This is a genomic window from Virgibacillus sp. GM2-2 (assembly GCF_055329585.1).
In genome coordinates, this window is record NZ_JBUZWC010000014.1 from 48,818 (window position 1) to 70,490 (window position 21,673).

A 21,673-nucleotide genomic window follows, 5' to 3' on the forward strand; every position below is an offset into this window, starting at 1 on the left:
ATGCAGGATTTTAAGGAAAAGTGTCGAATCAAAAGTATAGGTATAGTATTCAATGTTATAGGTATATATTAAGCAGGGAGGTGGCCAATGTGCCATTAACACCATTAGATATTCACAATAAGGAGTTTACAAGAAGTTTTCGAGGTTATGATGAAGACGAAGTAAATGAATTTCTAGATCAAGTAATTAAGGATTACGAGATCGTAATTCGCGAGAAAAAAGATTTAAAAGAAAAAGTGGATCAATTGAATGAAAAGCTTGGACATTTTACCAATATTGAAACGACATTAAATAAGTCTATTTTGATTGCGCAAGAAACAGCAGAAGAAGTAAGAGGAAATGCTACGAAAGAATCGAAATTAATCATTAAAGAAGCAGAGAAAAATGCCGATCGGATCATTAATGAAGCATTAAACAAATCTCGCCGAATTGCGATGGAAGTAGAAGAACTAAAGAAACAAGGGAAAGTTTTCCGCACAAGACTTAAAATGCTTGTTGAAGCACAGCTCGAAATGATTGATACAAATGACTGGGATCATTTATTTGATGTCGATCTTGGGGATGAAGATGTTGAAATAGGGGAAGAACTAGAATTAGCAGAAAAATAATTCTTAAGTCTTGACGTTTATTGCAATTTTACATAATATAATACAATAAACTTGTTTTTTATATGATATATACATGGACGGAGACAGTATAATTGTCTATCTGGTTTTAGCGAGCTGGGAATGGTGAAAGCCTAGTACAGAAGATAGTTAGAAGATCACTCCTGAGTATCCAATCGATTCGTTCGCGAGGAGAATTGGACGTTTCGTTCACGTTACGAACTTCGAGTGAATTTAAATGAATGCTATTTAAATTTATAAGGGTGGTACCGCGAGTCTTCTCGTCCCTTTCTGGGATGCAGAGGGCTTTTTTGTGTTATAGGCTATTTCTAAATGATAGATGTCTTTGGCGAAAAGGATAAATGTTGCGAACTAAACACGATGTGATGACTAGGCACTCTTTGGTAACGGACACAGAAGCCCTTATTTTTACTTTCCACGCCTTTTTTGTGGGGTAAGCGGACTCAGGATGCCTTATTAAGGTAAAAACAGGTTAAAATCAGGCTTTTTGTACTCAATAAGGTATCCTGTGTCCGCGAACGACCACATTTACCCTAATTTTGTGCAAATAAGGTATCTGGTGTCCGCTAATTTTAGTTTTTCTACTAGTAGTTTTCTTATTTTCATTAATAAGTGGATGTTTTTCAACGTATCCGTAAAGTGCGAACTAGTCACAATTCCAATTATCTGATAACAGCAACGTTGATTTCCGCTGCGGACAGTCGCTTTCCGCGGGCGGCTGGTGAGCCTCCTCATGCTTTCGCACTCCGGGGTCTCACCTAGACCTATTAATCCCGCAGGAGTCGACTGCCCACAGCGAAGATCAACTGGCTTACTAATGGCTAATTATTATGCATTATTGATAATCAAACAAAAAATAAATAGGAATAATGCACAGATTTAGCGGAGGAAAAACACGAAGACTCCTTTGGGAAAGCGCAGTGTTTTTCCGTAGCGATAGCCAGTTATTATAAATTTTCACTAGTTCGCTATTTACATCAACTGTCTAATTGATTAATATGATTGTTTATTTAATTTTAGAGAAAAGTAACAAGGAGGAAATAAAATGGATTATAAAGACACATTATTGATGCCAAAAACAGATTTCCCGATGCGAGGTAATTTACCAAATAAAGAACCACTTCGCCAACAAGAATGGGTAGAAAATAATATTTATGAAAAAGGTCAAGAACGTACGAAAGGTCGTCCGCTGTTTATTTTACATGATGGCCCTCCATATGCGAATGGTGACCTGCATATTGGGCACGCTTTGAACAAAATTCTAAAAGATTTTATTACACGTTATAAGTCCATGACTGGATATCATGCACCGTACGTTCCTGGTTGGGACACACACGGGCTACCAATTGAAACAGCGTTAACAAAGAAGAAAAAGGTAAAACGTAAAGAATTAAGTGTCGCTGAATTCAGACAAAAATGTGCGGATTATGCAATGGAACAAATTGATAATCAACGCACTCAGTTTAAACAACTTGGGGTTCGTGGTGATTGGGATAATCCGTACATTACGTTAACAAAGGACTATGAATCAGCACAAATTCGTGTATTTGGAGAAATGGCGAAGAAGGGCTATATTTACAAAGGATTAAAACCAGTTTATTGGTCACCTTCTTCCGAATCAGCGCTTGCGGAGGCAGAAATTGAATACCAAGACAAACGCTCGCCGTCGATCTACGTAGGATTTGAGGTTACGGATGGAAAAGCCCTTTTAGATGGTGGTGAAAAGTTCATTATCTGGACAACTACACCATGGACAATTCCTGCTAACCTTGGTATTAGTTTACATCCTAAATTTGATTACGTTGTTGTCCAAGTTAATGATGAGAAGTACGTTATTGCAGAGGAACTACTAGAAGCAGTTTCAACTGAACTAGAATGGGAAAATCCAAAAGTTGTTAAAACGTTTAAAGGTCAAGAAGCGGATAACATCGTAACGAAGCACCCATTCTATGATCGTGAATCAATCATTATGTTAGGAGACCATGTAACAACGGAAGCTGGTACTGGATGTGTTCATACCGCGCCAGGCCATGGTGAAGATGACTTTTATGTTGCGAAAAGATACGGGCTGGAAGCACTATGTCCGGTGGATGACAAAGGTGTATTTACGAATGAAGCACCTGGTTTTGAGGGATTATTTTATGATGAAGCAAACAAACCAATTACGGAAAAATTAGAAGAGGTTGGTGCGTTACTCAAGTTAACCTTTATTACACATTCGTATCCACATGACTGGCGTACGAAAAAACCAACAATTTTCCGCGCGACTTCACAATGGTTTGCATCAATTAAAGATTTTCGTCAGGATATCTTGGATGAAATTAAGCGAATTAATTGGTATCCAAACTGGGGTGAAACACGACTTCATAACATGGTGAGAGACCGAGAGGATTGGTGTATTTCCCGTCAACGTGCTTGGGGTGTACCGATTCCAGTATTTTATGCGGAGGATCAAACCCCAATTATTACAGAAGAAACGATTGCACATATTTCAAACTTATTTGCTGAACATGGTTCGAATGTTTGGTTCGAACGAGAAGCTAAGGATCTCTTGCCTGAAGGATTTACGTCTGAGCATAGCCCAAATGGAACGTTTACAAAAGAAACGGACATTATGGATGTGTGGTTTGACTCAGGTTCGTCACATGAGGCTGTACTGATGGGCCGTGAGGATCACAAGCGCCCAGCAGACGTATATTTAGAGGGGAGTGACCAATATCGTGGTTGGTTTAATTCGTCATTATCTACGTCTGTTGCAGTGACTGGAAAAGCACCATACGAAAATATCATCAGTCATGGCTTTGTGTTAGATGGAAATGGACGTAAAATGAGTAAATCACTTGGAAACATTATGAGTCCAGCAAAGGTACAAAAACAGCTTGGTGCGGATATTCTCAGACTTTGGGTATCTTCAGTTGACTATCAAGCAGATGTACGTATCTCCCAAGATATTTTAAAACAAGTATCTGAAGCATATCGTAAAATTAGGAACACATTCCGATTTATGCTAGCGAACCTTGCTGACTTTAATCCTGCAACAGATAGAATCGATGTGAATGACTTACAGGAAGTAGATCGTTATATGCTTCACCGTTTACAGAACCTTATTAAGAGTGTTCGGTCCGGCTATGACAAATATGAGTTCTCAACGATCTACTCGCAAATTCATAATTTCTGTGCAGTAGATTTAAGCTCATTCTATCTTGACTTTGCAAAGGATATTTTATATATCGAGGCAGCGGATAATGAACGACGTCGTAGCATCCAAACGGTATACTATGATATTTTAACAACACTTGTTCAATTGCTGACACCGATCATTCCACACACTGCTGAAGAAGTTTGGGAATATATTCCTGGTACAGAAGTGGAAAGCGTTCAGTTAACGGATATTCCTGAGCCTGAAGCAATCTTTGATACAGATGAAGTATTAGATAAGTGGAATCACTTTATGCAGGTTCGTGATGATGTATTAAAGGCATTGGAAGAAGCGCGTAATGAAAAAGTAATTGGTAAATCGCTAGAGGCGAAATTAACAATTGTGCCTAGGGATGAAAAAACAAAAGATGTATTAGCGGGGATTCCACTCGTACACCAGCTACTAATTGTTTCGGATGCTGATGTAGTGAACGAAGCAACTGGAACAAAAGAATACCGCCATGTGGATATTAAAGTAGAAAAACATCCGGGTGAAAAATGTGAACGTTGCTGGATTGCCTCAGAAACTGTTGGCGAGGATGCAGAACATCCTGAATTATGTACACGTTGCGCAGAAATTGTGAAAGAAAATTATTCTGCATAGTCGAAAGCACATGTGCTAGTATAAAATAACACTCAGATTTGATCTGGGTGTTATTTATTTTCTAACGATTAATGATGCTCAGTAATTTTGTATACAATTGCAAGATATTCGGACAAAATAGGAACAACTTATCGAAGGCAGAGGAAGGTTTAATGTGTTATTATTAGAAAAGATATTTGATGAATCGGGGGAAAGTTAATGTACGTGTATTACATAATCGCAGCAATTATCATTGCGCTTGATCAGTTTACCAAATGGATCGTTGTTAAAAACATGGAACTGTATGAACAGATTATCATTATTGAAGGGTTCTTTTCCTTCACTTCACACCGAAATAAAGGTGCTGCCTGGGGGATTTTACAGGGCAAGATGATCTTTTTTTACATCGTAACGACCATCGTGGTCATCGGTGTCATTTATTATATGCAAAAATATGCAAAGGACAGTAAGTTGCTCGCTGTTTCATTAAGTTTTGTACTAGGTGGAGCAATCGGAAACTTTATCGATCGCCTTTTCCGTGGTGAGGTAGTCGATTTCTTAGATTTCATTATTTTCGGCTATGACTTTCCAATTTTCAATGTGGCAGATTCATCACTGGTAGTTGGTGTTGGACTCGTCTTAATTGCTACCTACCGTGACGAGAAGAAAAAGAAAGGAACCAAAAGCGCATGACAGTAAATCAATTTGAGGTAAAAGCTGAACAAAACAAGACAAGAATTGATAAGCTCTTAGCTGAACAAAACTCGGACAAATCAAGGTCCCAAGTTCAGACATGGATAGAGGAAGGCTTTGTCACCGTCAATGAAGAAAAAGTGAAAGCAAACTATAAATGCCAAATAGGGGATGTAGTAGAGTGGTCTGTTCCTGAACCAAAACCTTTAGAAGTGGAAGCTGAAAATATTCCACTCGACATTGTTTATGAAGATGCAGATGTAGTCGTTGTAAATAAATCTAAAGGAATGGTTGTCCATCCATCAGCTGGACATGCTGGGGGAACACTCGTTAATGCTTTACTTTACCATTGTGGCGATCTCTCCGGAATAAATGGCATTGAACGTCCGGGGATTGTTCATCGAATTGATAAAGATACAAGTGGACTACTCGTTGTTGCAAAAAATGACCAAGCACATGCTAGTCTGGCTGACCAATTATCGAGTAAATCAGTTGAAAGAAGATATGAGGCCATTGTTCATGGAGTAATAGAACATGAAACTGGCATGATCGATGCGCCTATTGGTCGTGATCCAAAAGATCGCCAAAGAATGGGAATCGTTGAAAACGGTAAAGGTGCAATTACCCATTTCAGTGTATTGAACCGTTATACAGATTACACCCACGTAGAGTGCAGGTTAGAAACAGGGCGTACACATCAAATTCGTGTTCATTTCCGTTATATTGGCTTTCCATTAGTAGGGGATCCAAAGTATGGACCACGAAAAACGTTAGATGTAGCGGGACAGGCATTACATGCTAAGTCATTAGGCTTTAACCATCCTAGAACGAATGAATGGATGTCCTTTGAAGTGGACGCACCGAAAGTTTTTAATGATGTTCTCGGATATATTAAACAGCGATAGAGTTAGGTTAGAACACCATTTCAGGAATTTTCCTGAGTGGTGTTTTTATTTTGCATTGATACAAAAGTATAAGTTTTATGGATATCAGTATAAGGGCAACTAAGGCTTTCGCCATGAAAGCTTGGCGATAAGCCAATTATTCTAAGAAATTATTCGAAATGAGCTATAGTAACATGGATGACCATAATTACGCTTAATGAGAATAGAGAATCTAACAAAGAAATTTTAGAAGAGGCATACGGTGTTATTAGAGTAATTGGAATAAGCATTAATATAGGTGTAATTTGTTATAGAAGTAATTTAGAAATCTATTGACACAATAACAAGAGTTTGTCATAATAAAACAAATGAATAGAACCTTTAATGTTAGTCCCGTGAGGCTAAAAAGGAATCGGATCAGTTGTACTTGTAGAAAGTATATCCAAATCCCTTTTTTCCTCATGGAGAAAAGGGATTTTTTGGTAGGTAAGAAAGTATAAATCCTTTCTTATCGCATAAGTGCAACTAAGGATTTCTCCATAAAGGCTTGGTGATAAGCCAAGTTTTCTAACATTCGACAGGAAAAATTACAGCAATAAGTCCAGTTATTTAAGGTGGTGAAATAGCATGCGAGAGAAGACAGTTGTTTTAGACCAGCCGGCAATTAACCGAGCGTTAACTCGAATTGCGCATGAGATTGTGGAAAAAAATAAAGGTGGAGAAAATATTGTTCTCATCGGCATCAAAACCCGAGGAATTCCAATTACAAAACGTCTCCAAGATAAAATCAAACAGATAGAGAATATCACGGTACCGGTAGGAGAATTAGATATAACCCTTTACCGGGATGATTTAGAGAAAAATACAGCTAGTAATGAACCAGAACTAAAAGACACGAACATCGACGTAGATGTAACGAATAAAAATGTTATTTTGGTTGATGATGTACTTTTCACTGGTAGAACCGTACGCGCTGCGATGGATGCGGTGATGGATATTGGTAGACCTTCACTTATTCAACTAGCCGTGTTAATCGACCGTGGCCATCGCGAACTACCAATTCGCGCTGACTATGTTGGCAAAAATATACCAACATCCGATAAGGAAGTAATTGTTGTACAGTTAGACGAAACTGATCAAACAGAACAAGTAAGTATTTATGAAAAATAGAATATCGAAACCTTTAACTAAATCCAGAGAGATTTAAAAGGTTGTCAATGTTGCGTGTGACAAACCACACGTATACCTCTTTGCGACCTTTTGCAAAGAGGTTTTTTATTGGCAGTTAAGAAATTATTACTGCAAAAGTGCAACTAAGGCTTTCGTCATAAAGGCTTGGCGATAAGCCAAGTTTACTAAGAGAAGTTATTTTTAAAAGTTGTTTAGATAGGACTCAAAAGAATAAGGGAGGTTTAGCAATGAAACACTTCGTATCAACCAAACAACTAACAACAGAACAAATTTTAACCATCATCAGGCTTGCAGAAAGCTATCGTAAAGAACATCCAAAGCTAGACCAACAACTATTTGCAGCAAATCTATTTTATGAACCAAGTACACGAACAAAAGTTAGCTTTCTAGTAACAGAGAAAAAACTTGGAATGGAAGTACTAGATTTACAAATGGAAGCTTCGAGCGTGACTAAAGGGGAGTCATTATACGATACGGTAAGAACTTGTCAATCCATTGGTGCAAATCTAGCAGTTATCCGCCATCACGATGATATGTGGTACGAAGAATTGATTGATCGCCTCCCAATTCCAATTATCAATGCAGGAGCAGGAAAAGGAGAACATCCAACACAATGCATGTTGGATTTACTCACGATTTACCAAGAATTTGACCGTTTCGCCGGCTTGAACATTGTGATTGTAGGTGATATCAAGCATAGTCGGGTAGCAAGGTCAAACGCCTACGCGCTAAAAACTCTCGGCGCAAATGTATATTTTTCAGCAGCACCAGGATTTGAAGATACAACACTTGATTTTCCGTACATTTCAATCGATGAAGCTGTAAAAATGTGTGACGCACTCATGCTCCTACGAATTCAGCATGAACGACATGAGGGAGGAAATTATGAATCTACCTCTTTTCTTGAACAGTTCGGTCTAACAATAGAAAGAGAGAAAAAGATGCAGAATCATGCGATTATTTTACACCCGGCACCATTCAATCGAGGAGTAGAAATCGCAACCGAATTAGTAGAATGTGAGCGTTCGAGAATATTCAAGCAAATGAATAATGGTGTTTATATCCGAATGGCAATCATAATGACACTTTTAAAGGAATGGGGAATGTACAATGGCAATCTTACTTAAAAACGCGACACACTTAACCGAAGCTGGTGAAAACGTAACGACTGACGTACTAATTGAAAATGATCAAATTAAAAAAATGGCTCCGAACATGGATGAGCAGGTAGACAAAGTAATCGACTGTACAAATCAAATGATTTTTCCAGGGTTTATTGACGTACACATTCATTTGCGCGAGCCAGGTGGTGAGCATAAGGAAACGATAGAAACAGGTACGAAAGCAGCTGCTCGGGGAGGATATACAACGGTCTGCTCAATGCCGAATACAAATCCTGTTCCAGACGATGAAGAAACGGTTCAGGCATTATTCAATCGGATCAATGAAACGGCTACCGTACGTGTTTTACCATACGCGGCAATCACAAAAGGATTAAAAGGCGAGGAGTTAACCAACATCAAGAAAATCGCTGACATGGGCGTGTTTGCATTTACCGATGATGGTGTAGGCATCCAAACAGCTGATTTCATGCTTCGGGCGATGAAGGAAGCTGCCGCCGTTAATAAGCCAATTGTTGCACATTGTGAAGATAACTCGATTGTATATGGTGGTGTGGTTCATCACGGAGATGTTAGTGAACGAATGAATTTTCCGGGAATTCCATCACTAAGTGAATCGGTACAAATTGCTCGCGATGTGTTGCTTGCTGAGGCAGCTGGTGCACACTATCATGTTTGCCACGTAAGCACGAAAGAGTCTGTAAGAGTGATACGCGATGCGAAAAAAGCTGGAATTCATGTTACAGCAGAGGTTACACCACACCATTTATTGTTAGATGAAAGTGCCATTTCCGAAGATGATGCGAATTTGAAAATGAATCCGCCACTTAGAAGCAAAGAAGATCAAGCTGCTTTAATGGAAGGATTGCTCGATGGAACGATTGATTTTATTGCGACCGACCATGCACCACATGCAGAAGATGAAAAAGCACAAGGATTTTTAAAAGCGCCGTTTGGAATTGTTGGCTTGGAAACAGCATTTTCACTACTCTACACGCATCTTGTGAAAACAGAAAAAATAACGCTAAAGCAACTGGTTGATTGGTTGACAATTAAGCCTGCCGAAGTTTTTCAGCTTCCATACGGGAAACTGGAAGAAGGGGCGATTGCAGACATAACAGTTGTTGATCTTGAGAAGAATACGAAAATTAATAAGTACGACTTTCATTCAAAAGGTAAAAATACACCATTTCACGAATGGGATGTTACAAGTAAACCAGTGTTAACAATCGCAGAAGGAAAAATTGTATATCGTAGTTTGACAGGCAGTAAAACACCTACATCAAAGATATAGATTGTCTTAACCGCCGTAAAAGTTCGAGTGGTTCAACAAAAATAACCCCAGTGAATAAATTTTCACTGCACAAGGAGGATCTTCATGACTAAACGACAATTAATTTTAGAGGATGGAACAGTATTTATCGGAGAAGGATTTGGAAGTGACCGTAAACGATCTGGTGAGGTTGTATTTAACACTGGTATGACAGGCTATCAAGAAGTTATTACTGACCCATCGTACTGTGGACAAATCGTTACGATGACATATCCGCTAATTGGGAACTATGGAATAAACCGTGATGATTTTGAAACCGTTACACCGTTTATTCATGGATTTGTGGTGAAAGAACTATGTGATCATCCGTCAAATTTCCGGAGTGATGAAGACTTAAGTTCTTACCTTAAAGCAAATGACATTCCTGGAATATCTGGAGTCGATACACGAAAGCTTACGAAAATTATTCGAAAGCATGGAACAATGAAAGCTATGATTGCTGATGTAACGGAATCTACAGAAGAAATTCTGCATCAGTTGAACAATGAGACGATGATGACCGATCAAGTCAAGCATACATCAACAGTAAAGCCTTATGTCGTCCCTGGTCGTGGCCATCGCATCGTATTGGTAGATTTCGGAATGAAGCACGGCATTTTACGCGAGCTTACGAAGCGTCACTGCCACGTTACCGTTGTTCCATATAACTATTCTGCTGAAAATATTTTACGTTTGAAGCCTGACGGGATTATGCTGACAAACGGTCCTGGGGATCCAAAAGACGTTCCAGAAGCAATTGAAATGGTAAGCGAAGTAATTGGTAAAATCCCACTGTTTGGCATTTGCTTAGGCCATCAATTATTTGCACTAGCAAGTGGGGCAGATACAGTGAAAATGAAGTTTGGCCACCGTGGTGCAAATCATCCCGTAAAAGATTTAGAGCGTAATAAAACGTATTTAACTTCTCAAAATCACAGTTATGCGGTTCGAGCCGAATCATTAGAGAATACGGACCTTGTGCTTACGCAAATCGCATTAAACGATGACACGGTTGAAGGTATCAAACATAAAACATACCCAGCGTTTACGGTTCAGTATCATCCAGAGAGTTCACCTGGACCTGAGGATACGAATCATTTATTTGATCAATTTTTAACAATGATTGAACAAGTCCAAACAAAACAGGAGGAGAAGACATATGCCTAAAAATACAACTATTGAAAAAATCTTAGTTATTGGATCTGGACCAATTGTTATTGGTCAAGCAGCAGAGTTTGATTATTCGGGTACACAGGCATGTCAAGCGCTAAAAGAGGAAGGTTACCAAGTAATTTTAGCAAACTCCAACCCTGCAACGATCATGACTGATCACACTTTCGCAGATAAAGTATACATGGAGCCATTGTCTGTAGAATTTTTAACGAAAATTATTCGTAAAGAACAGCCAGATGCTATCCTACCAACACTTGGTGGACAAACAGGATTAAATATGGCGGTGGCACTTAATGAAACAGGAATATTAGAAGAATACAATGTAGAGTTATTAGGATCTTCACTTGATGCTATCCAAAACGCAGAAGATCGTGAATTATTCCGCTCGTTGATGCATGAACTAAATGAACCGGTTCCTGAGAGTCGAATTGTAAACACGGTTGATCAGGCGTTAGACTTTGCCGATGAAATTGGTTATCCGCTAATCGTCAGACCCGCTTATACGATGGGAGGAACTGGTGGTGGAATGTGTTACAACGAACTGGATCTGCGTGATATAACGCGTAACGGTCTATCGTTATCACCAGTAAGCCAATGCTTAATTGAACGAAACATTGCTGGATATAAAGAAATCGAATATGAGGTAATGCGCGATAAGAACGATCAAGCAATCGTGGTTTGTAACATGGAAAATGTGGACCCAGTAGGGATTCATACAGGTGACTCCATCGTTGTAGCACCATCTCAAACGTTGAGTGACCGTGAATACCAGCTATTACGTAATGCATCATTAAAAATCATACGTGCATTACAAATTGAAGGAGGCTGTAACGTTCAGCTAGCCCTAGATCCGAATAGTTTTAACTACTATGTCATTGAGGTTAACCCGCGCGTAAGTCGCTCATCTGCGCTTGCGTCAAAAGCAACAGGATACCCGATTGCAAAAGTTGCGGCCAAAATTGCAGTAGGGTTAACATTAGATGAAATCTTAAATCCAATCACAGGTAAGACGTATGCATGTTTTGAACCATCTTTGGATTATGTCGTGACAAAAATTCCACGCTTCCCATTTGATAAATTCATTACAGGGGACCGTAACTTAGGCACACAAATGAAAGCTACTGGTGAAATCATGTCAATCGGTAGAAATTTTGAAGAATCGTTACTAAAAGGTGTGCGTTCGATGGATATTGGAACGGAGGATTTGTGGTTAAAATCGCTTGAGGATCTTTCCATGGACGTATTAAAGCAACGACTAACGAAAGCTGATGATGAGCGTTTGTTTGTTTTAGCAGAAGTACTTCGCCGCGGTATGACAATTGATGAAATTTTTGACCTGACGAAAATTGATCGCTTCTATCTAGTAAAAATGAGCCGATTAATCGAATTAGAAAATGAACTACGTGAGCAAAATGGCAATCTAGAATTACTTGAAAAGGCTAAAAAACTTGGCTTCTCTGATGCACATATTGCACGAGTGTGGGACACATCGGTCTATGCGGTTTATGCACTACGGACGGATAACAATCTCGTACCAGTTTATAAAATGGTCGATACATGTGCAGCAGAATTTGCATCGGAAACACCGTACTTTTACAGCACGTACGAGGATGAAAATGAGTCCATTCAATCTGACCGAAAAAAGATTCTTGTGCTAGGCTCTGGACCGATCCGAATTGGTCAGGGTATCGAGTTTGATTACGCAACGGTTCACTCGGTGTTAGCGATAAAAGAAATGGGTTACGAAGCGATTATTATGAACAATAACCCAGAAACGGTCTCGACTGACTTTAGTATCTCTGACAAATTATATTTCGAACCACTCACGTTAGAAGATGTAATGCATGTGATTGACCTCGAAAAGCCAGAAGGTGTTATCGTACAGTTTGGTGGTCAAACCGCAATCAACCTAGCAGAAGGCTTACAACGTCGCGGGGTAGAAATTTTAGGAACGAATCTGGAAGCAATCGATAAAGCAGAGGACCGTGACAAGTTCGAGCAGCTGCTGAACGATTTAGATTTATTACGCCCGAAAGGAAAATCGGTATTACGTCTAGATCAAGCGTTAGCGGTAGCAAATGAAATTGGCTATCCAGTGTTAGTTCGACCATCATACGTAATCGGTGGTAGCCGGATGGAAATTGTTTATGACGATGAAGAGCTGAATGCATATTTAGCAAAATCAAATGGATCAGACGATAAACATCCGATTCTAATCGATAAATACATTACTGGAATTGAAGTAGAAGTCGACGCGATCAGTGATGGTGAAACAGTCATTATTCCTGGAATTATGGAGCACATTGAGCGTGCAGGAGTTCACTCGGGTGACTCGATTGCTGTGTACCCACCTCAACGGATAAGTGAGACAGTTAAACAAAAATGCTTGGATGCATCGATGAAAATTGCCCAGGAACTAAAAGTAAAAGGATTGATCAATATCCAGTTCATTGTACGTAAAGATGAAGTTTACGTACTAGAAGTAAATCCACGTGCAAGTAGAACCATTCCGTTTTTAAGTAAAATTACTGGCGTCACCATGGCAAATCTCGCAACACGATGCATTTTAGGCGAAACGCTAACGTCAATGGGATACACAACAGGAATTTTGCCAGAACAGGATAGTGTATCTGTTAAAGTTCCCGTGTTCTCATTTGAAAAATTACGCAGTGTCGATACAATCCTTGGACCAGAAATGAAGTCAACTGGGGAAGCGATTGGTCATGATAAGACGTTAGAAAAAGCATTGTATAAAGGTTTAATTGCCTCAGGTCTGAAAGTACCTCAAGAAGGTGCTGTGCTACTAACAGTGGCAGATAAAGATAAACAGGAAACAATCGAAATTGCGGATCGTTTCCATCAACTAGGTTTCCAATTATATGGAACAACTGGAACGGCAAAAGCAATGGAAGAACAAGGGATTCCAGTTACCGAGGTTGCGAAAATTGGAGCAGATGAACCAAATGTACTGTCAATCATCGAAAACGGCGATGTACAGTTCGTCGTGAACACATTGAATTCTGGTAAAAAACCTCGCTCTGACGGATTCATGATTCGCCGAGAAGCGGTAGAGCATGGTATCGCATGTTTAACAAGTCTTGATACCGCAAACGCAATTTTAAACGTAATTGATTCTACTACTTTCAGCGCTAAACCGATCACAGGTAAAAAGGTTGTAATGTCATGAAGCGAAAAGAAACATTAGAAATCGTAAACGCACATGAAATTGCTCATGAAACGACAGAAATGGTGTTGAAAAATACCTATATAAGTGCGAACGCTAAGCCAGGTCAATTTTTGCACATTGAAGTTGCCGGCTATACGTTAAGGCGACCGATTTCTATTGCGTCGATTGACCCGGTAAGTGAAACAGTTACGGTTTTATTTAAGCAACTAGGCGAAGGTACGAAAGCATTGGCGAAATATCAGGCTGGGATGGAAATTAACGCACTCGGACCTAGTGGGAATGGTTTTCCTGCAGTAGATTCATCTGATAAAACCGTTCTATTAATCGGTGGGGGGATCGGTATTCCCCCGTTGTATTGCCTAGGTAAAAAGCTTGTAGAAGAAGGAGTGCGGACTATTTCCGTACTCGGTTTTCAAAACAAGGCGAGTGTTTTTTACGAGGAAGCCTTTAATGAACTAGGCGAAACATACATTACAACAAACGATGGAAGCTATGGTCAAGAAGGCTTTGTAACCGATGTTGAAGAAATTGGCGATTTTGACTGCTATTACTCTTGTGGACCTCTGCCAATGCTACAAGCAGTAACGAAGAAATTTAACGACCAAAAAGGCTACATTTCACTTGAGGAACGAATGGGTTGTGGCGTTGGTGCATGTTTTGCATGTGTCATTCCAACCGATGACACAAGTGGTTACAAGAAAATTTGTAGTGATGGACCTGTATTTGATGCAAACGAGGTGAGTCTATGAGCGATTTAGCAGTGAATTTACCTGGGTTGAAATTGAAAAATCCAATAATGCCAGCATCAGGATGTTTTGGGTTTGGTCGCGAATATAGTGAATTTTACGATCTACAAAAGCTTGGTGCCGTTATTATGAAAGCTGCTACAGGAACAATCCGATTCGGTAACCAAACACCGCGTGTCGCGGAAACAGCTGCGGGTATGTTAAATGCAATCGGTTTACAAAATCCTGGTGTGGAGAAAATTATCGAGACCGAAGTGCCTTTTCTAGCAAAATACGATATTCCGATCATTGCGAATGTAGCAGGTAGTACGATTGAAGAATATGAAAAGGTTGCAGCAGCATTTAATCATACCAATTCGGTCAACGCACTAGAACTGAATATTTCGTGCCCGAACGTAAAAGAGGGCGGCATTCAATTTGGGACAGATCCCGAGATGGCTGCCAACGTAACACGAATTGTAAAAAAAGCTAGTAATCTCCCAGTCTACGTCAAGCTATCGCCAAACGTTTCCGACATCGTTGCGATGGCAAAGGCAGTAGAAGAAGCGGGAGCAGACGGACTATCCATGATTAACACCTTGTCTGGTATGCAAATCCATTTACCGAGCCGAAAACCGACCCTTGCCAACAAAACCGGTGGGTTATCAGGACCTGCAATTAAACCGGTTGCGATTCGGATGATTTATGAAGTGAAAAAGCACGTTTCGATTCCGATTATCGGTATGGGCGGTGTTTCCACTGTCGATGACGTAATCGAATTTCTACTTGCCGGTGCAAGTGCAGTTGCAGTAGGAACTGCGAATTTCCAGAATCCATCTATTTGTCCAGAACTAATCGAGGCATTACCTGAAGCACTTGCAAAATATGGCTTCACATCAGTAGTAGATGCAATCGGAAAGGGGCATGAAGCATGATTGGAAAAGCATATCTATCATTAGATTTTCCTAGATGGGAAGAGGCAAAAGGCTTTATTGATGCGCATGATTTACAAGGAGTACCAGTTAAAGTAGGAATGGAATTATTTTACCGAGAAGGTCCAAAGGTAATTGAAAGATTGAAAGATAATGGGCATACTATTTTTCTAGATTTGAAATTACATGATATTCCTACAACTGTTATGAAAGCGATGAAAAATATCGCTAAGCTTGAAGTGGACATGGTCAATGTTCATGCATTAGGTGGAAGTGAAATGATCAACCGAGCAAAAGAGGCGTTGATTACGTCTGCGGCAACTGATCATGAAACAAAGCTTATTGCAGTAACGATGCTGACTTCAATGGATGATAAAGCGATGAATCAAGAACTTAGACTACCAGGAAAACTACATGATAATGTACTGCATTTTGCTGAACTTGCCAATCAAAATGGAGCGGATGGCGTTGTTTGTTCTGTCCATGAAGCAAAAGGAATTAAAGATATTTGTGGTGCAGACTTCTTAACCGTAACACCCGGGATTCGATTAGATAATGCAGCAGTAAACGATCAGAAACGGATTGCCACACCAGCATTTGCACGAAAAAATGGTTCGGATATTTTGGTGCTTGGACGAACAGTAACGCAAGCCGCAAACCCGAAAGAAGCTTATTCAAAAGTTATGGAGGAGTGGGGACATGGGATTAAGTCATGAAATAGCAAACGATCTACTAGAAATTAAGGCAATCCAAATTAGACCAGACAATTACTTTACATGGACATCTGGATTGAAGTCACCTATCTATTGTGATAATCGATTGACAATGTCGTATCCAGCGATTCGTAAAAAGATTGCAAAAGGATTTGTGGAGTTAATTGAAAATATGGAAGTGAAGCCTGACGTTATTGCAGGGTGTGCGACAGCTGGAATACCGCATGCAGCATGGGTTGCTGATGAACTGAATTTACCGATGGTTTACGTACGATCAAAACCAAAAGGACATGGGAAGGGCAACCAAATCGAAGGACATATTGAAGAAGGGCAGAAAGTAGTAGTTATTGAAGATTTAATTTCAACAGGTGGTTCTTCTATTGAAGCAGCACAGGCACTTCAAAAAGAAGGCGCAGATATTCTTAGTGTATTAGCAATTTTTACGTATGGCTTAGAGAAGTCTGTTGAGAAATTTGCAGAAGCGAAATTATCTTTTAATACGATCTCCAACTATGAAGAATTACTTCGTATCCTTGCTGAAGATGGAACGATAACTGCTGGGGAAAGAGAAAAATTACAGGCGTGGCGGAATGAACTATAGTTTGTAAGATTACCTAGGATTATATCGCGCAATAACTTTACAACATCGCACAACGAACCGTTAGTTTTGAGTGAAAAGTGGTTCGTTGCGCGATGTTATTTTTCTAATGCACGATTAATAGTATATATCACGCGGAATACCGGTTCTATTAGGCTCTCTTATTTATTTATAAAAGTTGAATGTTTAGTTTATCGGCAATCAACTTTCGGTATCGATCAAATTCATGTGTACCTTTGAAATTGGATAACATTCCTTTAATAATAAATGTTTGAGGCTTTTGTTTCTTAACTTCCTTTATTAAGAAGTCTACCGCGCCTTGAAGTTCTTCAGCTTTTTCTTTTTCAATTGATAAGTCAGTTAAAATTTGTTGCATTTCAGAGAGATAAGCAGCAACCTCTTCTTTCATTTTTTCTTGAAAAGCGTCCGTCGTTGAGAAGACCGGACCAAACATTTGTTTAGTAAGAATCGGTGTATCATTTTCTTCCAAAATTCCCCGAACGAAATCATCAAGTCTTCTTAAAATGTAGGATGACAACCGTGGTAAATCGATCTCGACATCATTCGTAATTAATAGTTGAATAAATGAGCTTTTAATCCCGTCTAGAAGAACGGCTGCGTCAATGATATAGGGTTTGATTTGGTCTCCATAGATTTGGATCATGTTATTTTCATACCACTGGTGGACTTCGATTTTCATTGTTGTGAGAAATTCATCCAATTCTTTGTTTAATGAAAGTGCTTGTTCTCTTAACTGCATAATAATAAATTCCTTATGTGTAAGCAATTCCTCGAATTCCACTTGAATTTGCTTAATAAATTTTTCCTTTGGTTCCAAATCCTCATTTTCCACTTTCATTACTTTTTCGCGCATTTTACTGTAATAATAGCGGAAAATTTCGACCATCAATTCGTCCTTTGATAGAAAATAAGAGTAAACAGACCCTTTAGAAACACCGCTTTTATCGGCAATTTCTTGGATGGACGTGGAATAAAATCCCTGTTTCGCAAACAAGCCGATTGCATTTTCAATGATGGTTTTCTTTTTTTGATTCACATGGCACACATCCCTTTTATCAATCTGACCAATCAGTCAATCGCGGAAGAAATATCTCAACTCAACTTTCATTTATCTCTTTAATTGAATCGCTAATTATATACTTTTCATCTAATTATGTACGTGTTGGCTTCTTCTTTCAACTCATTCGTTTGCTAGCCAGAATACAATTATTATAGGTGTAATAAATTTTAGGTTCAAGCCTTGTTCTAACGTCGGAAAGTATAAGTTATGGTAGACCTTATAAGAAAAACTTCGGCACTCGCTATTAAGGACGAGGCGAATACCGAGTTTTTCTAAAAAATTAATCCATTTTTTAAAGATTTGAGTTAAGAACATTTTGTGACAACCTGATTAATAGCGTTGCATATAAATGACCAGTCAGTTATATTATATATTGTAATGACCAGTCAGTCAAAACTGGGTAAAAGGGAGTGGAACAGTTTTTGAATAAGATTATTAATTTTGCATTAAAAAATAAGTTCGCGGTTTGGTTATTAACCTTGATCGTGATGGTAGCGGGATTGTACTCAGGATTAAATATGAAACTCGAAACGATTCCAAATATTAGTACGCCTATTGTTTCAGTAACTACAGTATATCCAGGGGCACCTCCTGAAGAGGTTTCTGAGGAAGTTACCGAACCAATTCAACAGCGAGTTCAAAATTTACCTGGTGTGGATATTGTGAGTTCATCTTCATTTCAAAATGCATCCTCTATCCAAATCCAATATAATTTTGACAAAAATATGGATGAAGCTGAGGAAGAAGTGAAAGAAGCTTTATCCAACGTGGAATTGCCCACTGGTGTTAATAGCCCGGACATTTCACGCTTGAGCATCAATGCTTTTCCAATTATGTCATTAAGTATTACGGATAACAATATATCACTTGAACAACTAACGGAAACGGTTGAAGAAAATGTTGTCCCCGCAATTGAGGGGCTTGAAGGTGTTTCCTCTGTCGAAATCGCCGGTCAACGGGTAGAAGAAGTCCAGTTAACATTTAATGAAGAAAAAATGAAAGAGTACGGGTTAACGGAAGAAAATGTAAAAAATATCATAAAAGGTTCCGATGTTTCTTTACCGCTCGGTCTTTATCAGTTTGATCAACAAGAAAAAACAGTTGTTATCGACGGGAATATTACCTCACTTGAAGATTTGAAGAATTTAGCGATACCTGTTACTCCACAGGTAACAGAAGGACAAGGTGGAGCTGGACCACCAGCAACACAGCCAAATGAGGGAGCGACTTCTGCACCACAAGGTTTACCAACAGTCGAGCTTCGTGAAATCGCAACAATTGAACTAGTTGGGGAAGCAGAATCGATCTCTAGGACAAATGGGCAACAATCGATTGGCCTGCAAATTGTAAAGGCAGCGGATGCTAATACTGTCGATGTTGTGAATCGCGTCAAAGAGGAAATTAAAAACCTGGAAGATGAATATAACGGTATGAACGCCGTACCAATTTTTGATCAAGGTGAACCGATAGAAGAGTCAGTCAAAACAATGCTAAGCAAAGCGTTGTTTGGTGCACTGTTTGCGGTTGTAATTATCATGTTGTTCTTGAGAAATATCCGCACAACGGTGATATCAGTTATATCCATTCCTTTATCATTACTTATTGCAGTTTTATTACTGCATCAAATGGATATTACGCTTAATGTTATGACGCTCGGAGCAATGACCGTTGCAATTGGACGTGTTATTGATGACTCGATTGTCGTAATTGAAAATATCTACAGAAGAATGTCTCTTTCTGGTGAGAAGCTAAAGGGCGCTAAATTAATTCGTGAAGCAACAAGAGAAATGTTTGTACCTATTATGTCTTCTACAATTGTTACCATAGCAGTATTTTTACCGCTTGGAACAGTTCAAGGCCCAGTAGGCGAACTTTTCTTGCCGTTTGCATTAACCGTTGTATTTGCACTGTTGGCGTCGCTATTAGTAGCAATTACAATCGTACCGATGCTTGCGCATTCGATGTTTAAAAAAGGATTAAAAAATGTAAAAACGCATGAAGACAAACCAGGAAAATTGGCAGGATTTTATAAACGAATTTTGAACTGGTCATTGGATTATAAGTTCATTACATTCGGTTTTGCGGTTTTACTTTTAGTGGGAAGCTTTTTCCTAGTTCCAAAAATAGGTGTTAGCTTCTTGCCGCAAGATGAACAAAAAATGGTGATTGCCACTTACAATCCTGAACCTGGCCAGACCAAACAGGAAGTAAAAGATATCGCTCTTGAAGCAGAAAATTATTTTATTGACCGTGAAGGCGTGTCCACTATCCAATATTCGGTTGGTGGGGGCAACCCAATGAGTCCAGGAAGTTCAAACCAGGCATTATTCTTTGTAGAATACGAGGATGACTATGCGGAATTTGAAGGTGAACAAACCGAGGTTATCGAAGATCTTAAAGCTATGACAAAACAAGGCGAATGGGGAACGATGAATATTGCTCCTACAGGAGGAAGTGGCCTTGAGCTCTTTGTCTACAGCGATAGTCAAGAGGATCTCGACAAGTCAGTTGAAAAAATACTCGGACTTATGAAAGAAGACAAGACGTATAAAAACATCGATTCTAGTATTTCCGAATCGTATGATCAATTTACACTAGCTGTAAATCAATCGAAACTGAGCCAATACGGATTAACTGCTGGACAACTAGGAATGGAGTTAAGCACACTCGGTGATCAGCCTGTTCTTACAACCATTCAAAAAGATGGAGAAGAAGTCAATGTTTACATTCATGTTGAAAAAGAACAGTACGAAAATATTGGAGATTTAACAGACACCCCGATTTCTTCTCCTCTCGGTGTATCAGTTGAAGTCGCCGATGTTGCAGAAGTAAAAGAAGGGGAGTCTCCTGACACAATTACAAGTCGTAACGGCCAACCGTATGCATCTATTTCTGCCGAGGTAACGACAGATGATGTCGCAGCTGCATCTGCAGACTTGGAATCAGAGGTAAAAGATCTTGAATTACCAAAAGGAGTAGATGTAGAATTCGGGGGAGTTACGGAACAAATTAACGAATCGTTTACGCAACTTGGGTTGGCGATGCTAGCAGCGATAGCGATCGTTTACTTGATACTTGTCATCACATTTGGTGGGGCACTTGCTCCATTTGCGATTCTATTCTCATTACCGTTCACGATTATTGGTGCATTACTTGGATTATATATTGCAGGAGAAACAATTAGTATATCTGCAATGATCGGTGCACTGATGTTAATAGGAATCGTGGTAACGAATGCAATTGTCTTGATTGATCGTGTTCTTCACAGAGAAAAACAGGGTTATACTGTCAGAGAATCTCTTCTTGAGGCAGGAACAACTCGACTACGACCAATTCTCATGACAGCTCTAGCTACTGTTGGTGCATTAATTCCACTTGCAATTGGTCTCGAAGGTGGAGGATTGATCTCTAAAGGTCTTGGAATTACCGTTATCGGTGGATTAACAAGTTCAACATTACTAACTTTAGTAATTGTACCTGTTGTTTACGAATTTCTAACAAAATTCCATAAAAAGAATCCATCTGACGATGACCTTAAACAGTTAGATTAAACTTAAAAAACCAATTATTTCCCATTCCCGTGGGAAGTGATTGGTTTTTTCATGCTTGCTAAATAATTACTGGGTGAATGTATCGTAAATGAACAGTAACCAAGC

The 21,673-nt window shown here is 39.2% G+C and carries 15 protein-coding genes and 1 other annotated feature; of the genes, 14 read left to right on the forward strand and 1 reads right to left on the reverse strand.

Features of this window, described 5'->3' with window-relative positions; all coding sequences use genetic code 11:
• The first annotated feature begins 89 nt into the window (after positions 1–89).
• The 13 genes from ACY9Z2_RS14835 to pyrE all read left to right on the forward strand — a co-directional run bounded on the left by ACY9Z2_RS14835 (position 90) and on the right by pyrE (position 16,939).
• Positions 90–608 carry a DivIVA domain-containing protein gene (locus tag ACY9Z2_RS14835; protein WP_463610435.1) on the forward strand — a complete coding sequence of 173 codons (519 nt, stop codon included), beginning with the start codon at positions 90–92 and terminating at the stop codon, positions 606–608.
• A 65-nt stretch (positions 609–673) separates the two neighbouring features.
• Positions 674–897 (forward strand) — a binding site (T-box leader).
• A 774-nt stretch (positions 898–1,671) separates the two neighbouring features.
• Positions 1,672–4,428 (forward strand): isoleucine--tRNA ligase, encoded by a 2,757-nt coding sequence (ileS, locus tag ACY9Z2_RS14840; RefSeq protein WP_463610436.1) that lies wholly within the window; start codon positions 1,672–1,674, stop codon positions 4,426–4,428.
• Between the two features lie 198 nt (positions 4,429–4,626).
• Positions 4,627–5,100 carry a signal peptidase II gene (gene lspA / locus ACY9Z2_RS14845; RefSeq protein WP_463610437.1) on the forward strand — a complete coding sequence of 158 codons (474 nt, stop codon included), beginning with the start codon at positions 4,627–4,629 and terminating at the stop codon, positions 5,098–5,100.
• Complete coding sequence (locus tag ACY9Z2_RS14850) at positions 5,097–6,005, forward strand: RluA family pseudouridine synthase (RefSeq protein ID WP_463610438.1); 909 nt, start codon at positions 5,097–5,099, stop codon at positions 6,003–6,005. The genes lspA and ACY9Z2_RS14850 overlap by 4 nt, the downstream gene beginning before the upstream one ends.
• Positions 6,006–6,611: 606 nt before the next feature.
• On the forward strand, positions 6,612–7,154 hold the full coding sequence (gene pyrR, locus ACY9Z2_RS14855; protein ID WP_463610439.1) for a bifunctional pyr operon transcriptional regulator/uracil phosphoribosyltransferase PyrR: 543 nt from the start codon (positions 6,612–6,614) through the stop codon (positions 7,152–7,154).
• A gap of 248 nt (positions 7,155–7,402) precedes the next feature.
• Positions 7,403–8,302, forward strand: a complete 900-nt coding sequence (locus ACY9Z2_RS14860) for an aspartate carbamoyltransferase catalytic subunit (RefSeq protein WP_463610440.1) — start codon at positions 7,403–7,405, stop codon at positions 8,300–8,302.
• Complete coding sequence (pyrC, locus tag ACY9Z2_RS14865; protein WP_463610441.1) at positions 8,286–9,590, forward strand: dihydroorotase; 1,305 nt, start codon at positions 8,286–8,288, stop codon at positions 9,588–9,590. The genes ACY9Z2_RS14860 and pyrC overlap by 17 nt, the downstream gene beginning before the upstream one ends.
• A gap of 84 nt (positions 9,591–9,674) precedes the next feature.
• The gene (locus tag ACY9Z2_RS14870) at positions 9,675–10,775 is read left to right on the forward strand and encodes a carbamoyl phosphate synthase small subunit (RefSeq protein WP_463610442.1); all 1,101 of its coding nucleotides are present in this window, start codon (positions 9,675–9,677) and stop codon (positions 10,773–10,775) included.
• On the forward strand, positions 10,768–13,968 hold the full coding sequence (carB, locus tag ACY9Z2_RS14875; protein WP_463610443.1) for a carbamoyl-phosphate synthase large subunit: 3,201 nt from the start codon (positions 10,768–10,770) through the stop codon (positions 13,966–13,968). The genes ACY9Z2_RS14870 and carB overlap by 8 nt, the downstream gene beginning before the upstream one ends.
• Positions 13,965–14,717 carry a dihydroorotate dehydrogenase electron transfer subunit gene (locus ACY9Z2_RS14880; protein WP_463610444.1) on the forward strand — a complete coding sequence of 251 codons (753 nt, stop codon included), beginning with the start codon at positions 13,965–13,967 and terminating at the stop codon, positions 14,715–14,717. Before carB ends, ACY9Z2_RS14880 begins: the two co-directional genes overlap by 4 nt.
• Positions 14,714–15,628, forward strand: a complete 915-nt coding sequence (locus ACY9Z2_RS14885) for a dihydroorotate dehydrogenase (protein ID WP_463610445.1) — start codon at positions 14,714–14,716, stop codon at positions 15,626–15,628. The genes ACY9Z2_RS14880 and ACY9Z2_RS14885 overlap by 4 nt, the downstream gene beginning before the upstream one ends.
• On the forward strand, positions 15,625–16,341 hold the full coding sequence (gene pyrF / locus ACY9Z2_RS14890) for an orotidine-5'-phosphate decarboxylase (protein WP_463610446.1): 717 nt from the start codon (positions 15,625–15,627) through the stop codon (positions 16,339–16,341). Before ACY9Z2_RS14885 ends, pyrF begins: the two co-directional genes overlap by 4 nt.
• A complete protein-coding gene (gene pyrE / locus ACY9Z2_RS14895; protein WP_463610447.1) occupies positions 16,325–16,939 on the forward strand; it encodes an orotate phosphoribosyltransferase in 615 nt (204 codons plus the stop codon). The genes pyrF and pyrE overlap by 17 nt, the downstream gene beginning before the upstream one ends.
• Before the next feature lie 166 nt (positions 16,940–17,105).
• On the opposite strand, the gene ACY9Z2_RS14900 is transcribed toward pyrE, so the two are convergent.
• Entirely contained in the window at positions 17,106–17,993 is an 888-nt protein-coding gene (locus tag ACY9Z2_RS14900) for a TetR/AcrR family transcriptional regulator (RefSeq protein WP_463610448.1), read from the reverse strand.
• Between the two features lie 446 nt (positions 17,994–18,439).
• Here ACY9Z2_RS14900 and ACY9Z2_RS14905 point away from each other — a divergent pair, with 446 nt between their 5' ends.
• Positions 18,440–21,568 carry an efflux RND transporter permease subunit gene (locus ACY9Z2_RS14905; RefSeq protein WP_463610449.1) on the forward strand — a complete coding sequence of 1,043 codons (3,129 nt, stop codon included), beginning with the start codon at positions 18,440–18,442 and terminating at the stop codon, positions 21,566–21,568.
• The last annotated feature ends 105 nt before the right edge of the window (positions 21,569–21,673 follow it).

Excerpts from the sequence above, each read along its gene's own strand:
- pyrE (WP_463610447.1), top strand. The coding sequence starts at position 16,325 with ATGGGATTAAGTCATGAAATAGCAAACGATCTACTAGAAATTAAGGCA.
- ACY9Z2_RS14885 (WP_463610445.1), top strand. The coding sequence starts at position 14,714 with ATGAGCGATTTAGCAGTGAATTTACCTGGGTTGAAATTGAAAAATCCA.
- pyrC (WP_463610441.1), top strand. The coding sequence starts at position 8,286 with ATGGCAATCTTACTTAAAAACGCGACACACTTAACCGAAGCTGGTGAA.
- ACY9Z2_RS14870 (WP_463610442.1), top strand. The coding sequence starts at position 9,675 with ATGACTAAACGACAATTAATTTTAGAGGATGGAACAGTATTTATCGGA.
- ACY9Z2_RS14860 (WP_463610440.1), top strand. The coding sequence starts at position 7,403 with ATGAAACACTTCGTATCAACCAAACAACTAACAACAGAACAAATTTTA.
- carB (WP_463610443.1), top strand. The coding sequence starts at position 10,768 with ATGCCTAAAAATACAACTATTGAAAAAATCTTAGTTATTGGATCTGGA.
- ACY9Z2_RS14850 (WP_463610438.1), top strand. The coding sequence starts at position 5,097 with ATGACAGTAAATCAATTTGAGGTAAAAGCTGAACAAAACAAGACAAGA.
- ACY9Z2_RS14880 (WP_463610444.1), top strand. The coding sequence starts at position 13,965 with ATGAAGCGAAAAGAAACATTAGAAATCGTAAACGCACATGAAATTGCT.
- pyrR (WP_463610439.1), top strand. The coding sequence starts at position 6,612 with ATGCGAGAGAAGACAGTTGTTTTAGACCAGCCGGCAATTAACCGAGCG.
- lspA (WP_463610437.1), top strand. The coding sequence starts at position 4,627 with ATGTACGTGTATTACATAATCGCAGCAATTATCATTGCGCTTGATCAG.
- ileS (WP_463610436.1), top strand. The coding sequence starts at position 1,672 with ATGGATTATAAAGACACATTATTGATGCCAAAAACAGATTTCCCGATG.
- pyrF (WP_463610446.1), top strand. The coding sequence starts at position 15,625 with ATGATTGGAAAAGCATATCTATCATTAGATTTTCCTAGATGGGAAGAG.